The organism is Carboxylicivirga mesophila (genome assembly GCF_018271975.1).
Lineage (GTDB): Bacteria > Bacteroidota > Bacteroidia > Bacteroidales > Marinilabiliaceae > Carboxylicivirga > Carboxylicivirga mesophila.
The window spans coordinates 19,888-39,399 of the sequence record NZ_JAGUCN010000020.1 but is presented as its reverse complement, the minus strand read 5'-3'; the positions used below and the strand labels follow the sequence as shown (position 1 = coordinate 39,399).

The following is a 19,512-nucleotide window of genomic DNA, read 5'->3' as shown; positions in this document are numbered from 1 at the left end:
GTGGCTTATTTTAAAGAAATTAAAGAAGTGTCTTCAATCATTTTTTTAATTGCATTTGGTTTTTAAATTTGCGACAAGAAGAAAAACCAAATAATTTAAACCATTAGTTCATGATTAAAACCATTGATACCGGTGTATTCTCTGAGATAGGAGAGTTGGAGGGTGTTATATTGCACACGCCGGGCAAGGAAGTGGAAAACATGACACCGTCAAATGCAGAACGCGCTTTGTATAGTGATATTCTCAACTTGTCGGTTGCCGTAGAAGAATATCAGCAGTTTTCAGGTGTTTTAGAGAAGGTGACGCAAACCTATCAGGTGAAGGACCTTTTGGCCGAGATATTGGAACAGCCAAAAATTAAGCTCAGTTTGATTGAGAAAATCTGTACATACGAGCAGGTACTAAATATTAAAGAAGATTTATTAGAATTGCCGGCAACAGAACTGGCGCGTCAATTAATTGAGGGTGTTAATCTTAAGACAGATTCGTTAACTACCTTCTTATCAGATGACAGATACTCACTTCGTCCTCTGCACAATTTCTTTTTTACACGCGATGCCAGTGTAACCATGTATGATAAGGTGCTGATTTCGAAAATGGCGAATAAGGTACGTGAGCGGGAAGCAATTGTGATGGAAGCCATTTTTAACCATTCATCGCGCTTTAAAACACAAACGGTTAATCCACTAAACTTCTATAATGTTGGAAACGAAACGATGATAGAAGGTGGTGATGTTCAGATTGCCCGTGAGGATGTATTGGTCATTGGTAATAGCGCCCGCACCTCGTCGCAAGGTATCGATTTTATCGTTAATCAATTAAAGCAGAAGAAAGAACGTCATTATGTGGTGGTACAGCAATTGCCTGATACACCTGAGTCTTTCATTCATCTGGATATGGTTTTTACGTTTCTTGATAAAGATGCCTGTATGGTATACGAGCCACTTATCCTTAAGGATAGCCGTTATAGTACCATCCTGATTACCATTGATAATGGCGAAGTAGCCTCCATTGAAAAGAAAGCTAATCTTATTAGCTGCCTAAAAGATTTGGGTATGGATTTGAAACCAATTTGCTGTGGTGGCTCAAGTGATATCTGGACGCAGGAGCGTGAGCAATGGCATAGTGGAGCGAACTTCTTTGCAATGGGACCGGGTAAGGTGCTGGGGTATGCGCGCAATGTTTATACCATGGAGGAGATGAATAAGAACGGATTTGAAATTATTAAGGCCAACGATGTTATTAGTGGACAGGTTGATTTGGCTGAGTATGAAAAATATGTTGTAACCATTGGTGGTTCTGAACTGTCAAGAGGTGGAGGAGGAGCACGATGCATGAGTATGCCAGTTCGCCGGAAGCCTGTAAAGTGGTAGAATAGAATGAATTTAAAAAAAAGAGGGGCCAAATTAACAGGTCCCTCTTTTAGTATATAACAATGGCTTCAATTAAATTAGTTCACAATTTGCTGAACCAGGTCGGATGCTTCTTTTAGCGTTATGGCAGAATAGACTTTTAACCCCGATTCATCAATGATTTTTTTACCTCCTTCGGCATTGGTGCCCTGCAAGCGAACGATAATCGGCACATCAATCTCACCGATGTTTTTATAGGCTTCAACAACTCCATTTGCTACTCTGTCGCAGCGCACAATACCACCAAATATATTAATAAGGATAGCTTTTACATTAGGATCATTTAAGATGATCTTCAATCCGGCCTCAACTGTTGTGGCATTGGCACCTCCGCCTACATCCAGGAAGTTGGCAGGTTCGCCACCAGATAGTTTAATAATGTCCATGGTTGCCATTGCCAAACCGGCACCATTCACCATACAACCTACATTACCATCTAACTTAACAAAGTTAAGGTCGCTTTTGCTGGCTTCTGTTTCTGCAGGGTCCTCTTCAGACAGATCGCGCATAGCAGCATAGGCCGGGTGGCGAAACAATGCATTGTCATCGAGGTTCACCTTGGCGTCTACAGCCAGTATTTTATTATCCGATGTCTTAAGAACAGGATTTATCTCAAACATGGAAGAGTCTGTTTCAACATAAGCCTTATACAGAGCGGTAACAAATTTGGTCATCTCTTTAAAAGCCTGACCAGATAATCCGAGGTTAAAGGCAATTTTACGAGCTTGAAAACCCAATAAACCTAGGCCAGGATCAACTTCTTCTTTATAAATAAGGTGAGGAGTTTTTTCAGCCACGTCCTCAATATCCATTCCTCCTTCGGTTGAGTACATGATGATGTTCTTACCTGTTTGCCTGTTAAGCAACACGCTCATATAGAACTCATCCGTTTCGGTCTCGCCCGGATAGTATACATCTTGAGCAATTAGTACTTTGTTTACTTTTTTACCGGCAGGTCCTGTCTGGTGAGTTACCAGGTTCATGCCAATAATATTATTGGCCAGTTCTTTCACTTCATCCAAAGATTTAGCCAACTTAACACCACCACCTTTGCCTCTTCCACCTGCATGAATCTGGGCTTTTACAACCCACCATCCTGTGCCGGTTTCAGCTTGCAATTGCTTGGCTGCTTCAACGGCTTTTCCTGGTGTGTCTGCAACAATTCCTTCCTGAATGGCAACGCCAAAAGACTTAAGTATTTGCTTTCCTTGGTACTCGTGTATGTTCATAATCAGAGGGATTTAGTATCCAATAAAGGGTTTCATTATTATACAATTACCTATAAAAACAGGAATAGTGCTATTTTTGTTGTCAAAATATGCGAGAATGAGAAAATTAAGGACAAGTGAGCTGAATCGTTTATCCATTGAAGAGTTTAAGAATAGCTCAAAAATGCCTGTCATAGTTGTAATGGACAATATTCGAAGTTTGAATAATGTGGGCTCGGTTTTTCGCACATCTGATGCGCTAAAAGTGGAGCGAATTGTGTTGTGCGGTATTACAGCCGCACCTCCTCATAAAGAAATACATAAAACGGCCCTTGGTGCTGAAGATGCTGTTGACTGGCAATATTTTGAGAACACAGAGGATGCTATTGTGCAATTGAAGTCTGAAGGATGGGTTATTTGCAGTCTGGAACAGGTTGAGAACAGTACTTCAATTATTGATTTTGCGCCCGAAAATGATGCCAAATATGCCATTGTACTTGGCAATGAGGTAAAGGGCGTTCAACAGAAAATTGTTAACATGAGTGATGCCTGTATCGAAATTCCTCAGTATGGGACAAAGCACTCGTTTAACGTATCGGTAAGTGCAGGCATTGTGCTTTGGGAACTCTTTCGTAAGTTGAATTAATCACTATTTGTTTGGTTTAAGTCACAAAAAAAGGGGTAACTATTGTTACCCCTTTTCTATATCGTATAGTCTTTAATTACTGAACGATTGACTTGAAAGTTGCATCTTCGAAGAATTTAGCAAATTCCATATCAGTTGCAGCAGCACCTTTGAATTTAGCGTCTAATTCGCAAGCCTTACGCAAGCTGTCAAACATCATGTCATTATCAGCAGTTCTTGCACCAACAATTGCTTTCAGGTAGTATTTGAAACCTACTTCCATAGTGTTAGCATTGATTGTAGATAAAGCAGCATCGTATTTAGTAGCTAAGATTTTAGCTAATGCAGCGTTGCAGCTTGTGCTGTTACCGAAGTAACGGATAGCAGCATCGTAGTCACCTTTGTGGATAGCCACGATACCTAAGTTGTTGTCAAGTTCTGCACCTGCACCTGCAGCAGCTCCGAAATACTCTTCAGCTTTAGCGATATCACCTTTGCGAAGTGCAATAACACCAAGGTTGTTGTTAACTTCAGCAACACCACCTTTAAGGCTGTTAGCTTTTTCGAAAGCAGCTTTAGCACCAGCTAAGTCGCCTTTTACATATTTAGCACAACCAATGTTATTTTGAGCTCTCCAGCATTTTGGGTATTTAGCGGCAGCAGCTTCATAAATTTTTAATTGCTCATCTACATTGTCAGTTAAAGTAGCAGCATAAAGAATCTCTTCAATATTAAGTTCGCTAGGGTTATTAGCAGCTATCTCAGAAATTTCTTCATCACTCTTACCAATTACCTCTGCGTTAACAGACATTTTAGAGCGACGTAACTGAGGAAGAATCTCGTCAGCAATCACGTCAAAAGTTTCTGACATGTTTTTGATTTCACGCTCACGTACTTCAGGATCGCTATACATAGAAAGAACACGTAAAATAAGCTCTTTGTCCTGGATGTTTGAATTTTCCATCAACTCTTTGAAACCTTCCCAATCCTCAGGAGTGTTTTTCAAAGTATAAAGCGCTTCGTCTGTTCCACCTTCAACTTTAGCTTTTTTCATCTCACGTACCAAGTAATCTTTAGCTACTTTTTCACGACGAGAAGCTAATTTGCTGTTTAAATCAGTTGGTCCGTCTGGTGACGCATAAGCAGAAATGTCAATGCCTTTGAAGTTGATGTTTTCAGCAGCTTCAATTTCTTTCATGTATTCTTTGATAGCAGCAATGTCTTCTTTCTTTAATTCAGAACCACGAATGTTTGATTGCTGGATTAAGAAGAAAATATCAGCAGCTTTAGATTGAGCAATGATTCTTTGGAAAGCATCATCACCAATAGTTGATTGAGCTCCCTGGTCAGCCACTAATTCAGAAGTTGAGATAACACCTTCGGCGATTTTATAATCTTCAAAATCTTTGGTAGTAGAGCCTTTAGTTGCTTTAATGCGAACAACTAAGTCAGAAACTCTCATGTTTTCGTTGTATGGTACTGAATTGCTGTAAGTGTAAGTACCACCTGCGCTTGAAATTACTTTATCATTTCCTTCTACATTCTCACCTTGAACGCGGTATGATGGGAAAGCAGTCTCGCCTCCTTCGTATACTAATACAGGAGTAGCTTCGATGCTAACGTTTTTGTCGAAGTATTTTTCAGGGAACTGAACAGTCACATCAAGATTAACTTGACCAGCATGAGCTTCCAATACTGGAGGATTGACTGAATAACTAACGTCTTTAGCACCTTTGTTCATCTTGTCTAAACCAGAACAGCTCGCTAACAAAGCTGCCACTGCTAGAGATGCAATTAGAGAAATTCTAATTCTTTTCATAATGTTTACCCAATTATTTGTTTTTGACTTTAATCTACAGTGTTTCCTGCAAAATTATAAATGTTTTTAAAAAATTAAATAGTGATATACCATTAAATGACATAATCATTCTTTAAAGATAAAGAAATAACCGAAAATAAACAGTTTAATCACTAAAAACATGTCATTAATCTTCAGTAAATGCCTTTTTTGTCAAATATTGTTAAATGTTTTTTGAGGAAATAATCCATCAAAATAACGTAAATTAAATATGCTTTTGACTTTGATATTCCAGTAGAACTATTGTGTTGTACTGTTTGTAAATCTTTTTAAAAGAAACAATTGGAGGCTAAAATAGCCACCTTGTTATTTACTATAAGTTGGGGATTAATCCCATTTGGTCGAATGTGAATGAATACAAATCCGTCCATTCTTCTATAACTTTTGATGTAGGTGTGCCAGCTCCATGGCCTGCATCTGTTTCAATGCGTATCATCATTGGGCGCTTGCCTCTGTAGGCATTCTGTAGCGTGGCAATGTATTTAAACGAATGGGCGGGTACCACGCGATCATCGTGGTCAGCTGTTGTTACCAATACTGCCGGGTAGTTTAGTTTGGGGTTAATGGCATGTACAGGCGAGTACTTCCGCAAGTATTCAAACATTTCTTTACTGTCCTCGCTTGTGCCGTAATCGGTAGCCCAGTAACGGCCAATGGTAAAGTGCTGATATCTGAGCATATCCATAACACCCACCTGCGGGAAGGCAACTCTAAATAAGTCAGGTGTTTGGTTAATGACAGCGCCTATTAACAGTCCACCATTTGAACCACCTTGAATGGCCAGATATTTTGGTTTGGTATAGCCATTATCTACTAAATAATTGGCAGCTGCTATAAAGTCATCAAATACGTTTTGCTTCTGCATTTTTGTTCCGGCTTTATGCCATTCTTCGCCATATTCACCGCCACCGCGCAGGTTAGCTACTGCATAAATACCGCCATTCTCAAGCCATAATAAACGTCGTACATCAAAGCGCGGGTTTAAACTAACGTTGAAGCCGCCGTAGCCATATAGCCAGGTAGGATTATTACCATCCAGTTTAAGACCTTTTTTGTGTACAATAAACATTGGTACCTCTGTACCGTCTTTACTAAGGTATTTAATTTGCTTGGTCTCATACTGGTCAATGTCAAAATCGATCTCGGTCTGACTATAAAGTTCTGATTCATTGGTTTCAGAATTGTATTTGTATACCACTGATGGGTATGTGTATGAAGAGAATGTGTAGAATGTTTCCGGATCATCGGCTTTGCCTCTGAAACCGCTAACTGTGCCAACGGATGGTAATTCAACATCATATAAGTAATCTCCTTCAGTGCTGAAAACTTTGATTTGGGAATGTGCATCCTGTTGATAGTTGGCAAATACCTTACCACCTGTTAATGAAATGCCTTCAAGTACATTGTGCTTGTCTTCAGGTATTAATGTTGTCCAGTTGAAGCGTTCAGGTTTTTCAGTATCCAAGGAGAGAACCTGGTATTTTGGAGCATCGTCATTGGTGTAAACCCACAACTTCCCGTTGACATGTTCAATCACCGAATAATCTTTCTCGAAAGAGTTGATAACCTTAATAACCGGTGAATCTGTTTCTAAGCTTTTAAAATATAAGGCATTGCCTGAAGTTGATTCCGTAACGCTAATGATGAGAAATTTTTCGTCATCTGTTACAGAAGCACTGAAGCTCCAATCAGGATTTTCGGTATCTTCATATATCAATTGATCGGCTTCCTGAGCAGTGCCTACTTTATGATAGTAAATCTGACTGTTCTTATTTTCACCTTTTAATTCATCTCCCTTAGTAGGGGTAGGGTAACGGTTATAGAAAAAACCATCCTTATACCAGGCTATACCCGAAAACTTAATCCATTTCAGGTGATCTGACAGAGTTTCGCCAGTTTCGATGTTTTTAATGTAAAACTCGCGCCAGTCAGAACCGCCTCTTGAAATTCCATATCCCAGGTATTTACCATCGTTAGACACCGAAAAGTTAGTGAGCGAAACAGTACCGTCATTGGACAAAGTATTTGGGTTTAAAAACAGAATAGGCTCACTATCGAGCGATTCCTGCATGTAATAAACACTTTGATTTTGTAGGCCATCATTCTTAGAGAAGAAATATTTGCCACCGGCTTTAAAAGGAGCTGAGGTTCTTGGGTAGTTCCAGATTTCGGTTAGTCGTTCTTTTATCTTTTGGCGATAAGGGATAGATTCCAAATATGAGAAGGTTACTTCATTTTGCTGTTTGACCCATTCAGCTGTTTCTGCTGAGCGGTCATCTTCTAACCAGCGATAAGGATCGGCTACTTTTATACCGAAGTATTCATCAACCACGTCCCCTTTCTTAGTTTCGGGGTATTCATACGGACTTTTGTTGCAATCACATGCGTTTAATACTAACATAGCTGTCAGAGTGAGAAGAAAAAGGTGTTTCATAATGGGGAGAATTAATAGAGTTTATTGTCTTGTTTGAGTTTGTTTTCGGTGATTTTGCCTGTCATATAACCGGTGAGCATACCAAGTGCCCAGCCAATACTTACGTTTGCCAGGGTGTTGGCATTTTCCAGTAATAAGCTAGCCCCAAAGGCAATTATAGCGCCTAGAGCCATTCCTATTGCAGTGTAAGCGGATGTGATTCGTCCGCTAACCTGCAGTTTATGCTCTGTCTTCAGGTGTTTCTGCGATTCATCAACCCATTGTTCAAACTGCTTTCTGGATGATATATCGTCTTTGAAAAGGGGGGCGATGTTGTTGATAAAAGCTTCGCCCTCAGTATTGAATTTACGGCAATGGGGGCATTTATCCATGTGTGTATCCAGAACATTAATTAACCTTGGCAGAACGGCTAAACTTAACGAACGAATCTGAACTTTAGGTATATCCTTAAGCTGAGCATTAAGTATATCAAATGCTTCTTGTTGCTTCATGAAATAGTGTTTAGGTGTTTTCGGAAGTGTAAAATAGAAAAAAGAAGTGAGTGCATCAAAAAAAAGCCGTCTTAAGAGACGGCTTTTAGAATTGTATAGAACTAACTGATTAGTCTTTTTTAGGTTTTTCTTTGCGCTCAGGTTTTGGTAACAATACCTTACGCGAAAGCTTCAGTTTGCCAGTGCGCTGATCAACTTCAATCAACTTCACTTCAACTTCTTCACCTTCTTTAAGTGCATCTTCCACTTTTTCAAGACGGCGCCACTCAATTTCAGAGATGTGAAGCAAACCATCTTTACCTGGAAGAATCTCAACGAAGGCCCCGAAAGGAACAATTGACTTGACTTTACCGCGGTATACTTCGCCAACTTCAGGTACTGCAACAATCGCTTTTACTTTAGCAACAGCTGCGTCAATTGACGCTTTATTGGAAGCAGAGATGGCTACTTTACCAATGTTACCTTCTTCTTCAATGGTAATTACGGTTTCAGTCGTAGCTTGAATTTCCTGGATAATCTTACCACCTGGTCCGATAACAGAACCAATCATGTCCTTAGGAATATCGAAGTTAACGATACGTGGAGCATGTGGTTTGTAATCTTCGCGTGGCTCAGTGATGGTTTCCTCTAACTTATCAAGGATGTGCATACGACCTGCTTTAGCCTGGTTTAATGCTTGCTCCAATACTTCGTATGATAAACCATCCACCTTAATATCCATCTGTGTAGCTGTAATACCGTCGCGTGTTCCGGTTACTTTAAAGTCCATATCACCCAAGTGATCCTCGTCACCTAAAATATCAGAAAGCACAGCGAACTTACCTGATTCCTTATCCGTGATAAGACCCATTGCAATACCCGATACAGGCTTTTTAACAGGTACACCAGCATCCATCAGAGCAAGTGTTCCGGCACAAACAGTAGCCATTGATGACGAACCGTTTGATTCCAGAATATCTGATACGATACGAACCGTGTATGCATAGTTTTCAGGCAACATGCGTTTCAATGCACGGAAAGCCAGGTTACCGTGACCAATCTCGCGACGGCTGATTCCACGTGCGGGACGGGCATCACCGGTCGAGAATGGAGGGAAGTTGTAGTGTAACAAAAAGCGCTCATAGCTCTTATTCATTACATCGTCAATCAATTTCTCATCTAACTTGGTACCTAAAGTAACAGTTGTTAATGATTGAGTTTCACCACGAGTAAAGACAGCTGAACCGTGAGGTCCTGGCAAGTAATCTACTTCACTCCAGATAGGACGAATTTCGTTAGTCTTACGACCATCCAATCTGAACTTCTCATCTAATACTACTTTACGAACCGCTTCTTTTTCAACGTCGTGGTAATATTTTTTAATTAATCCAACAGGAGCTTCTTCTTCAGAATCTTCCGGGTAATTTTCAGCAATAAACTCATCAACGATAGCACCAAATGCATCAATGCGTTCGTGCTTGTTAGGGTTAGCTGACTTGGCAACAGCATAAGCTTTGTCATAAGTAGCTTCCCAAACTTTCTTCTCAAGTTCTTCGTCGTTTTCTTCGTGACAGTACTCGCGCTTTTCAGTCTTACCAAGTGCTTCCATCATCTCAATTTGAGCCTGGCACTGTACTTTAATAGCGTCGTGAGCTACCTTCATAGCTTCCAGTAGTTCTGCTTCCGAAACTTCTGACATTTCACCTTCCACCATCATAATGTTTTCCAAGGTAGCGGCAACAATGATATCCATGTCAGCTTCTTTTAATTGAGTTGCAGTTGGGTTAACCAACAACTCTCCGCCAACGCGCGCAACTCTTACTTCTGAGATTGGTCCGTTAAACGGAATATCAGAAACAGCCAAACAAGCAGAAGCCGCCAAACCAGCTAACTGATCTGGTAAAATCTCATCATCAGCTGAAATAAGGTTAACTGTAACAAATGTATCAGCGTGGTAATCATCAGGGAAAAGAGGACGTAAAGCACGGTCAATTAAGCGCGATACTAATATTTCGTAATCTGATGGACGAGCCTCTCTTTTTTGAAATCCGCCAGGGAAACGTCCAACAGCTGCGTATTTCTCTTTGTATTCAACAGTTAGCGGCATAAAATCAACATCAGGCTTTGCTTCTTTTGCAGAAACAACTGTCGCTAACAGATAGGTATTACCCATTTTTACAACTACCGATCCGTCAGCCTGCTTAGCTAACTTACCTGTTTCAATGGTAATTGTTCTGCCATCACCCAGTTCAATAACTTTTTCAAATGGTTTAATCATGACAATTTTCTTATCTTTTTTTATCCTTCTTTTATCACCGCCAAAGATATGTATTAAACTTTGATTACGATAAAATTGGGATGGAATGTTTTAATTTATAAGCGATAAATTAAGCAAAATGATCGCCAATAGGGGTGTGTGTTACGATTTTTAACAAAAAAAAGAGCAACTACCGATAGATAGTTGCTCTCTAATACGTTTCTTAATTGCTTACTTACGAATTCCAAGCTCAGCAATAATTTTACGATATCTTTCGATATCTTTTTTCTTTAAGTAGTCTAATAAGCTACGACGCTTACCTACTAACTTAATCAAAGCATGTTGTGTGCTATAATCTTTACGATTTGACTTTAAGTGCTCAGTCAAATGAGAGATACGGTATGAAAATAATGCAATCTGGCCCTCTGTAGAACCAGTATCAGAATTCGACTTTCCGTACTTCTCGAAGATTTCTTGCTTTTTCTCTTTTGTTAAGTACATAACTCTTGTTTAAATATATTTGCGGGTGCAAAGATACGTAATTAATTGGATGTGGCAAGCGTATGAAAACTAGTTTTTTATAAAAAAGGCAGTCGTGATATGTCAGACTGCCTTTTATTCTGTTTCTCAATAGCTCTTAGAAACCTCTTTCTTCAGCCATCTTTTGCATTTCCTGGTTGAAGATTTCTTCAAATTTTGCTTTGTCGTAGTCAACTTGTAATTTCTGGTTCTGAGAAATTTTGTTGTTGATGCCATTTAAAACATCATCTTTGCTCACTTCAACCGCTATAAAACCTCTGTATTTGCCATTAGGTAGTACACTTTTTTTCTGACAGGCCACCACAATATTGTTGATGGTCTCGTCTGCTACTTCACGCGTCAGGTTTTCAAATTTTTGTTCAAACTCTGCTGCATCACCAAATTCACGTTCGTTTACATAGCGATCGGTTACTGACTTGGTGTTTGAGCTAATTAGAGTTACCAATCTTTGCTTGGCATTTAGTAGTGCTTTCTCCTCTGCTAAGCTTAGATCGGAGCTTGTTGCCATCGCGCTAGCGCGGAAGAATTTTTTGTCAGAACGACCGGCATCCTCACATGGCATATCTTCCAAAATTGTTCCAACTTCATTATTAGTAGAAACTTTCTCTTTCGATTTACAGCTATATAATCCTACAACAATGGATAAGGTTAAAAGTGCAACTCCAAAAAATCTTTTCGTATTCATAATTTATTCGTATTTGGGTTTCTAATTAAATTCTAACGTTCAACAACTATCAAAAAGCGAACCAAAAATTAACATTGCTTAATAATTCCCTTTTTAGTTACGCCAAATTTCTTTTATACTGTTTTGATGGAAAAAGGTTTAGCTTTTGGTGCTTTTTAGCTTTCGTATTATCGAGGTTGTTGTTTGTTAGTTGTTTATGGTTTGTGGTGTGCTTGTTAATATAGCTTTGAATTGTTCAATTTGAGTAGGGGAGCCTAGAACAAACAGCTTATCGGCCGGTGTTATTTCAATATCCGGTGAGGGATTAAAAAGGTAAGCTCCTTCAGCTGTTTTGATGCCAACTAAATTGGCCCCTGATTTTTCCCGCAGTTTCAGTTCTCTGATTGTTTTTTTATAGTTGGATACAGCCAGTTTGTTACAGTTGATTTCGGTTAATTGCACATCCTTAGAGCGTTGCAGTAGGATGTATTCAACAAACTCCACCACATCAGGCTGGGTTACCAATTTGGCCATTCGCTGTCCGCCGATGCGATCGGGCATAATAACGTTTGTGGCGCCTGCACGTCTTAGTTTTGTGTCTGATCTGAAATCACTTGCCCGGCTAATTATTTTAAGCGACGGATTCATCTCTGCAGCTGTTAATACTACAAACATATTGTCGGCATCATTGGGTAGTGCTGTGATAAGCGCTCTGGCTTTTCGTATTTGTGCAGCATCTAATACCTCCTCTGAACTGGCATCACCCTGTACGTATAGCAGTTCAGGGTCTTCCAGAATGCGTGTAACCACATGATCGCGTTTTTCAACAATAACAAACTGTTCGCCATGCTCAGCCAGTTCAACACATGCCTGGTATCCGTTACGGCCAAAGCCGCAAACAATTACATGATCCTCTAATTTGACAATTTTCTTTCTCAACTGATAAGCTTTATATGACTGATGTAATACGCCTTCAAATATAATACGTGTTACCTGAGTTATTACATAACCAAAAATTCCTAAACTAAAAATAATAAGAAAAACCGTAAAAATCTTTCCGGGATCGGTTAATGGCACTACTTCTCGAAAACCTACAGTGGCCATTGTAATGACAGTCATGTATACGGCGTCAACGAAACGATAACCTTCAATCATCATAAAACCACCTGAGCCAATGGCAATTGTTAGAACCAATAAACCTCCAGCTGTTAGCAGGGCTCGTATAGTGTCGTGATAAACTGTATTATTATCTAATTTTTGCATAGTACCTCGTGTCCGATGTGGCAATTTAAACACTTTTTCTGATTGCAATAATTACTCTTTAAATAAAGTAGTGCCTGTGCTTGTGCTTCATTTTTTGAAGGCACACCTAAATTGTTCCACTGCTCAAGTGTTTTATTTTTCTCTGCTGGTTGTTGATAAAGATAGTCAATGATTTTTTCTTTTTGTTGCTCGTCTTTGTGTTTAGCTGCATAAATAAAGAGATAAGGGATGATCGTATTGACGATAAGGCGCTGCTTGGATGAGCTTCCCAATAGTTTGACCGATGATTTACTTGATTGTTTTCCCAATACGTAATGTGATTTCCAGTAGTCTGAGGTTCCAATATTCATCTTGTTTAAGAGGAGTGGTTGTTGACTGAGGTTTAATAATTGCTCAAAGCTTCCTTTGATATTGCACATCAGGTAAGCTAACTGGGCGATTCGGATGGTGGGGAAGTTAGCAGGTCGAAGCCGAAGAAACTTCCAAAGGCTTTGCGAAATTGGCTTGAGTAGATATTTATTGCGAAGAAATTCATATTCTTTTTTTAACGATAGAGTGTATTCATCCTGTTCTTCTGGTTCATGTAACAAGCCTGCCTGACCGAAGAGCAGAGCTTCCATCTGATACAAATTGTCGGTATGCTTTAAAAGGATGGTTAAAGGCGTTTGCTTGGCCATTAGCTCAAAAGACAAGCCATTAATGCCAAAGCCAAAGCTGCGGGCCAGCAGAATAAAAAATACCTGGTCCCAGTTGTTATTAGTTACTTTCAGTAAGTTGTTTACCAGATGACTTTTCTCCTCTAATCGCTCTATGAGCATTCGTTCCATCCATTGCGAAAGTGTAAATTCATTGATGTTTGAAATGTTTTGAGCACAGGCTATCCAGTTGCTGCTGGTGTACAGTTTTTTAAGGCGATCTTTAAGCGTTTCGGAAACAGGTAAACAGCAAGCGGGGATCAATCTCATCTTCGAATTGTAGGTGGTCTCATTTTTGACCTCTACAACATGGAGTATCACATTATCATAACTTGGGTCTTGATGATGTTGGTGAAGGTACCATTCTTTCTCATTCTGGTGTATTTCTACATTGCCGGCCCATAAGGTGCCATCAATCTTGATTTTGGCATTGAAGAAATCCGGGCCACCGTCTGTGTTTTTTATGCCCGGGTGTATAACTTCTATCGGTTTATTGTCGGTGGTGCGTAAGTCGGGTTTGTATAGCTTATATTGCCAGATGTAGTGTAAGAGATCTTCATTCATCGCACATAGGTTTGGACTATGAATTTAAATCTTATTGTTAATAAGTGCAAATACAGCGCTTAACTCACAAAAAAGCCTGAAGGACGGTTGTCGCTTCAGGCTTTCATTTTATGTTATTCCGGCCAATCTAGATTAAGCCGTGTTCTTTTAGAAGTTTTTCCATGTCCTGCTGCACTGCAATGGCATTTTCACGGGCTTTAGCTGCAAAATCTTCAGCATCGCTGGCGTAAATAATACCACGACTAGAGTTTACTAACAGGCCACACTTGTTGTTCATGCCATTTTTGGCCACTTCTTCGAGGCTGCCCCCTTGTGCACCAACGCCAGGTACCAATAAGAAATGGTTAGGAATGAGCTTACGTATGTCTGCGAGCATCTCTGCTTTTGTAGCACCAACCACATACATCAGATTCTCTTCGGTTCCCCATTGGGCACTTGTTTTAATGACCTTCTCGTACAACTTTTCATTGTTTTCTTCCATAAACTGGAAGTCGAAAGCGCCTTTATTAGAGGTAAGTGCCAACAGTATTACCCACTTATCAACATGAGTTAAGAAAGGTTTTACCGAATCTTCACCCATATATGGTGCAACTGTTACCGAGTCAAACTCCATGTGGTCGAAAAAGGCTTTGGCATACATGGCTGATGTATTGCCAATATCTCCACGTTTGGCATCTGCAATGATGAAAATATCCGGGTGGTTGTATTTTATGTAGTTAACTGTTTTCTCCAGTGAATTCCATCCGTTTACCCCAAGGCTCTCATAAAATGCCAGGTTGGGTTTGTAAGCTACGGTTACATCGTGTGTTGCATCAATAATCTGCTTATTGAAAGCAAAAATAGGATCGGTCGTGTCTAAAAGGTGGCGAGGAATTTTATTGATATCGGTATCAAGCCCAACGCATAAAAAACTCTTCTTCTTTTTAATGTTTTCAAAAAGCTCTTGTGATGTCATTTTATTTAGCTGTTAGCTGCTAGCTGTTAGCTGCTAGCTTGTTATTATTCTTCTTCTGCCTTATAACTTATAAACTTCTGCCTGAAGCTCTTTTGAGCTTCCTACAATTCGCTTGCTTTCAGTCGCTCAGCATTTTCCTCAACAATTAGTTTGTCAATGATTTGTTGAATTTCACCATCCATAATGGCTGGCAAGTTGTAGAGCGTTAGGTTGATGCGGTGGTCGGTTACGCGGCCTTGCGGATAGTTGTATGTACGTATCTTAGCTGAACGGTCACCTGATGATACCATGGTTTTACGCTGCGATGAAATCTCATCAAGGTATTTCTGATATTCCAGGTTGTACAAGCGGGTACGTAATTCAGCCATGGCCTTGTCCAGGTTTTTCAACTGTGACTTTTGATCCTGGCAGGTTACAACAATGCCTGATGGAATGTGAGTGAGCCGGATAGCTGAATAGGTAGTATTTACCGACTGTCCACCTGGTCCTGACGAACAGTAGGTGTCTTTGCGGATATCCTCTGTGCGCAACTCAATGTCAAACTCTTCGGCTTCGGGCAATACAGCTACTGTGGCAGCTGAAGTGTGAACACGCCCTTGTGTTTCGGTTTGAGGAACACGCTGTACGCGGTGAACGCCCGATTCATATTTAAGAATACCATAAACACCTTCGCCGGTCACATTCATCACAATTTCTTTGAAGCCACCGGATGTGCCTTCATTGCTGTTTGTTACTTCTATGCGCCAGCCTTTTTCCTGACAATATTTAGTATACATGCGGTATAGGTCACCAGCAAAGATACTGGCCTCATCGCCACCTGTTCCGGCACGAATTTCCAATACCGCATTTTTGGCATCCTGAGGATCGGCCGGAATCAGCAGAAGCTTGATGTTTTCTTCCATTTCTGGCAGCTTGTCTTCCAGCTCATCCAGTTCCATCTTAGCCATTTCGCGCATCTCAGCATCAGATTCTTCTTTAAGCATCTGACGAGCCGAATCAATGTTGTCTAAAGTGTTTTTAAACTCATGACGAGCCTCAACTACTTTCTGCAGATCTTTATATTCCTTGTTAAGCTTTACGTATCGCTTAGTGTCGGCTATAACCTCCGGATTGGTAATCTGTTCCGATACTTCCTCGAAACGAAGTCGAATACCTTCCAGTTTTTCTAATAAATCGTGTGCTTGCGACATATTTTATTCTTGAATACCGTTAATTAATCAAAAGGATAGCTATTTCTCTATCCGTAATAAAACCATTAAAAGTGCTTAATACTCAAACGTACCAAATTCACTTTCGATGGTTAGTTTTTTGCCGTCATGAGCTTCAACACGTCCCACAATCTGGGCGTCGATATTAAATGATTTGGCTATTTCGATAATTCTTTCCGCTTTTTCTGGCGAAAGGTATATTTCGTAGCGATGGCCCATGTTAAAAACTTTGTACATCTCTTTCCATTCAGTCCCCGATTCTTCGTGGATGGTTTTGAAAAGTGGAGGCACATCGAACATATTATCTTTAATCACATGAACGTTATCCACAAAGTGCAGCACTTTTGTTTGGGCACCTCCCGAACAGTGTACCATGCCATGAATATCGCTACGCATTTCGTCCAGCACTTTTTTAATCACAGGTGCGTAGGTGCGGGTTGGAGATAAGACCAGTTTGCCTGCGTCAAGTGGCGAATCTTTAACGCTGTCGGTTAATTCATAGTTTCCTGAGTAAACCAGATCTTCAGGTACTGAGTCGTCGTAACTCTCAGGATACTTGCCTGCCAGGTACTTCGCAAATACATCGTGGCGGGCTGAGGTTAGTCCGTTACTTCCCATTCCACCGTTGTATTCTTTTTCGTAGGTGGCTTGTCCTGATGATGATAGTCCAACAATAACATCACCTGGTTGGATGTTGTGATTTGAGATAACATCGCTGCGCTTCATGCGACAGGTTACCGTACTGTCAACAATGATGGTTTTTACCAGATCACCCACATCTGCAGTTTCACCACCTGTAGGGTAAATACTGATGCCCATGTCACGTAGTTCTGCCAACAGCTCATCAGTGCCATTGATGATGGCTGAGATGACTTCACCCGGAATAAGGTTTTTGTTACGGCCAATGGTGGATGATACCAGTATGTTTTCGGTAGCACCTACGCAAAGCAGGTCATCCACGTTCATTATAATAGCATCCTGAGCAATTCCTTTCCACACAGATAAATCACCTGTTTCACGCCAATACATGTAAGCCAATGATGATTTGGTGCCTGCGCCATCGGCATGCATAATATTGCAGTAGTCCTCGTCACCTCCTAAAATATCAGGAACAATTTTGCAAAATGCTTGAGGAAATATGCCTTTGTCAATGTTTTTAATAGCGTTGTGTACATCTTCTTTAGAGGCCGAAACGCCGCGTAGGTTGTATCTCGAATCTGAGCTCACAAGTATTATTTTATCAGTTTTTTACCCTATTTTGGAGTGCAAAAATAGCACAATCTTTCGGCTTCGTCAAAAAAAGCGTCTATAGAGTAGTGTTAGAGTCAGAAATCCTAATTTCTACTACCATATATGAGTCTAATGGAAGTAGGTTTTTAACTTGAAAGTATGTTCTTATAAGAGGACTCATGTTCTTTTTACTATTCAAAATAAATAAGCTGCTGGTTTTATAAGGTGAAATACCTATTTTTCCGAAGTGTTAATAAAGATTAAAATGTGTTGATATTTATTTTCACAAAGTGCTGCATGTTTGTGCAAAATGTAATATGAAATAACGAACTACATCTTGAAGTGTCCCATAATCAAGATGAAAAATCAGATTTTAATCGGTAAGTGTGAAAGAAGATAGGTAAGCACATGAATAATACAGCTTATAGTAGGATTGATTTTTTTGAACAGCTTTATACCAAGTATCATGGCCGCTTAGTATTGTATACTAATAAGTACGTACATGATATTGAGGTGGCAAAGGATATTGTTCAGGAAACATTTACTGCTTTTTGGAAGCAGACGGAGGGGCAGGAATTTATCGGCAATGCTAAGGCATATCTTTTTCAGGCTGCAAGAAATAAGGCTTTAAATGTTATTCGTGATAATAAAAAACTGTTTCATGAAGCAGATAGTCCGGCAGCCATATTAGATGAGGCTGAGCGTGTGATTCTCAGCAATGAAGACAATCCTTTTGTTAGTTTATTGGAGTTAGAGCTTGAAGAGCAGTTCGAGCAAGTCATGAATCGGCTACCCCACGGTTGCGTAGAAGTATTTAAGATGAGCCGTAATGATGGATTGAAGAACAAAGAGATTGCGGAAAAGATGGGGATCTCTGTTAAAATGGTTGAAAAACACATTACAAAGGCATTACGACTTTTCAGGAAAGAGTTTGCCGAACTCCTTTCTATTCTATTTTAAACATCCCAATTTAAATGTCAGAAATACAGTGGAATGCCTTCTGTTTAGAAAGTCATCTGCAAAAAAGTGTAAAAAAATCAAAAAATGTGGTAGGGTAAATTGAGGTTGATGTGTTACAGCTATGAAGCATGAAAAAATGAGTAAACAGTCGATTGAAAACAGAATTATTGATTACCTGGAAGGTAATTTGTCGAAAAGCGAGCAGATTAGCCTGGCATCCTGGGTTAAGGAGAAGGATAGTAATGCCCGTTATTACACCGAGGTGAAGGATGTATGGGAAAGCTCGTGCCTCAATGCCAGTGAAATTGCTGATACCGGGAATGAATGGATTAGGTTTAAAACGCATATACAGGACGTTTCGATTAAGTCAGCTTCGCAACTTAAAAAAGTACTGCGGATCTGGCAATCGGTTGCTGCCGTTGTCGCTGTATTGTTGCTGTCTGTCAGTTTTTTTATGTTTTTTCAGACCGAAGCAGATACAGGTAGCCTCATAGTCAAGACCGTGGTACCTAGTGGTGAAAAGAGTAAGCTCGAACTACCTGATGGTACCAGCGTGTGGATTAACTCAGAATCGGTATTAAGCTATAATACCGATTATGGACGGCATAACCGGGAAGTAAAACTGGATGGAGAAGCCTATTTTGAAGTCGCTGCTAATGAGGCTTTACCATTTAAAGTTTTAACCAAAGATTGTGAGGTAAAGGTAGTGGGCACTAAATTTAATGTAATGGCTTATGAAACAGCTCCGGTGACAGAAACCTCACTACTTGAAGGGCGGGTTGATGTAGCTTTGTTTGATGGGACAAGAGCTGAGATAAAACCCGGACAATTAGCCTATGCCAACAGTGAGGAGGGAAAACTACAAGTAGTAGAAGGCAATATTCAGAATATTATTTGCTGGAAAGATAATGTGTTGAAATTAGATAACACACCATTAAGCGAGGTGATAGAGAAACTGAGTAAGTGGTATGGTGTGCAAATTGAACTAAAAAACAGTGAGCTGTTGGCTCAGAAGCGTTTCACGTTTACGGTCAAATCAGAATCATTGAGTGAATTATTAACCATTATGAAGCTTGTTCAACCACTTGATTATCAAATAAACGGAGAACAGGTGTCTATAACAATTCTAAACCCTTAGCCTATGTAACATCCGTAAAAAGAGATTGTTA

Annotated in this window: 16 protein-coding genes; 4 read left to right on the top strand and 12 right to left on the bottom strand. The window is 40.0% G+C overall.

Features of this window, described 5'->3' with window-relative positions:
* Positions 1-110 precede the first annotated feature (110 nt).
* Complete coding sequence (locus KEM09_RS16085) at positions 111-1,373, top strand: arginine deiminase (RefSeq protein WP_212189854.1); 1,263 nt, start codon at positions 111-113, stop codon at positions 1,371-1,373.
* 77 nt (positions 1,374-1,450) lie between these two features.
* Here the strand turns inward: KEM09_RS16085 and sucC are convergent, their stop codons facing one another.
* On the bottom strand, positions 1,451-2,641 hold the full coding sequence (sucC, locus tag KEM09_RS16080; protein WP_212229836.1) for an ADP-forming succinate--CoA ligase subunit beta: 1,191 nt from the start codon (positions 2,639-2,641) through the stop codon (positions 1,451-1,453).
* A 97-nt stretch (positions 2,642-2,738) separates the two neighbouring features.
* Here sucC and KEM09_RS16075 point away from each other — a divergent pair, with 97 nt between their 5' ends.
* Positions 2,739-3,266: an RNA methyltransferase gene (locus KEM09_RS16075; RefSeq protein ID WP_212229835.1), complete on the top strand. Its 528-nt coding sequence runs from the start codon at positions 2,739-2,741 to the stop codon at positions 3,264-3,266.
* A gap of 76 nt (positions 3,267-3,342) precedes the next feature.
* On the opposite strand, the gene KEM09_RS16070 is transcribed toward KEM09_RS16075, so the two are convergent.
* The 11 genes from KEM09_RS16070 to KEM09_RS16020 form a co-directional block, all read right to left on the bottom strand.
* Positions 3,343-5,064: a tetratricopeptide repeat protein gene (locus KEM09_RS16070; RefSeq protein WP_212229834.1), complete on the bottom strand. Its 1,722-nt coding sequence runs from the start codon at positions 5,062-5,064 to the stop codon at positions 3,343-3,345.
* A gap of 352 nt (positions 5,065-5,416) precedes the next feature.
* Entirely contained in the window at positions 5,417-7,537 is a 2,121-nt protein-coding gene (locus KEM09_RS16065; protein ID WP_212229833.1) for a prolyl oligopeptidase family serine peptidase, read from the bottom strand.
* An 11-nt stretch (positions 7,538-7,548) separates the two neighbouring features.
* Positions 7,549-8,028, bottom strand: coding sequence for a hypothetical protein (locus KEM09_RS16060; RefSeq protein WP_212229832.1), 480 nt, complete (start codon positions 8,026-8,028; stop codon positions 7,549-7,551).
* A gap of 109 nt (positions 8,029-8,137) precedes the next feature.
* Positions 8,138-10,285 (bottom strand): polyribonucleotide nucleotidyltransferase, encoded by a 2,148-nt coding sequence (pnp, locus tag KEM09_RS16055; protein ID WP_212229831.1) that lies wholly within the window; start codon positions 10,283-10,285, stop codon positions 8,138-8,140.
* A gap of 210 nt (positions 10,286-10,495) precedes the next feature.
* A complete protein-coding gene (gene rpsO, locus KEM09_RS16050) occupies positions 10,496-10,765 on the bottom strand; it encodes a 30S ribosomal protein S15 (protein WP_212189871.1) in 270 nt (89 codons plus the stop codon).
* Between the two features lie 136 nt (positions 10,766-10,901).
* Entirely contained in the window at positions 10,902-11,489 is a 588-nt protein-coding gene (locus KEM09_RS16045) for a hypothetical protein (protein ID WP_212229830.1), read from the bottom strand.
* 186 nt (positions 11,490-11,675) lie between these two features.
* Positions 11,676-12,731, bottom strand: a complete 1,056-nt coding sequence (locus tag KEM09_RS16040; protein WP_212189873.1) for a potassium channel family protein — start codon at positions 12,729-12,731, stop codon at positions 11,676-11,678.
* Positions 12,719-13,990: a DUF2851 family protein gene (locus tag KEM09_RS16035; RefSeq protein WP_212229829.1), complete on the bottom strand. Its 1,272-nt coding sequence runs from the start codon at positions 13,988-13,990 to the stop codon at positions 12,719-12,721. The genes KEM09_RS16040 and KEM09_RS16035 overlap by 13 nt, the downstream gene beginning before the upstream one ends.
* Positions 13,991-14,117: 127 nt before the next feature.
* On the bottom strand, positions 14,118-14,945 hold the full coding sequence (gene pyrF, locus KEM09_RS16030) for an orotidine-5'-phosphate decarboxylase (protein ID WP_212229828.1): 828 nt from the start codon (positions 14,943-14,945) through the stop codon (positions 14,118-14,120).
* A 101-nt stretch (positions 14,946-15,046) separates the two neighbouring features.
* Complete coding sequence (gene prfA, locus KEM09_RS16025; protein ID WP_212189876.1) at positions 15,047-16,135, bottom strand: peptide chain release factor 1; 1,089 nt, start codon at positions 16,133-16,135, stop codon at positions 15,047-15,049.
* A gap of 75 nt (positions 16,136-16,210) precedes the next feature.
* Positions 16,211-17,380, bottom strand: coding sequence for an AIR synthase related protein (locus KEM09_RS16020; RefSeq protein WP_212229826.1), 1,170 nt, complete (start codon positions 17,378-17,380; stop codon positions 16,211-16,213).
* 411 nt (positions 17,381-17,791) lie between these two features.
* Between KEM09_RS16020 and KEM09_RS16015 the strand changes: the two genes are divergently transcribed.
* Complete coding sequence (locus KEM09_RS16015; protein WP_212229824.1) at positions 17,792-18,343, top strand: RNA polymerase sigma-70 factor; 552 nt, start codon at positions 17,792-17,794, stop codon at positions 18,341-18,343.
* A gap of 136 nt (positions 18,344-18,479) precedes the next feature.
* Positions 18,480-19,481, top strand: a complete 1,002-nt coding sequence (locus KEM09_RS16010) for a FecR family protein (protein ID WP_212229823.1) — start codon at positions 18,480-18,482, stop codon at positions 19,479-19,481.
* Positions 19,482-19,512: the final 31 nt, after the last annotated feature.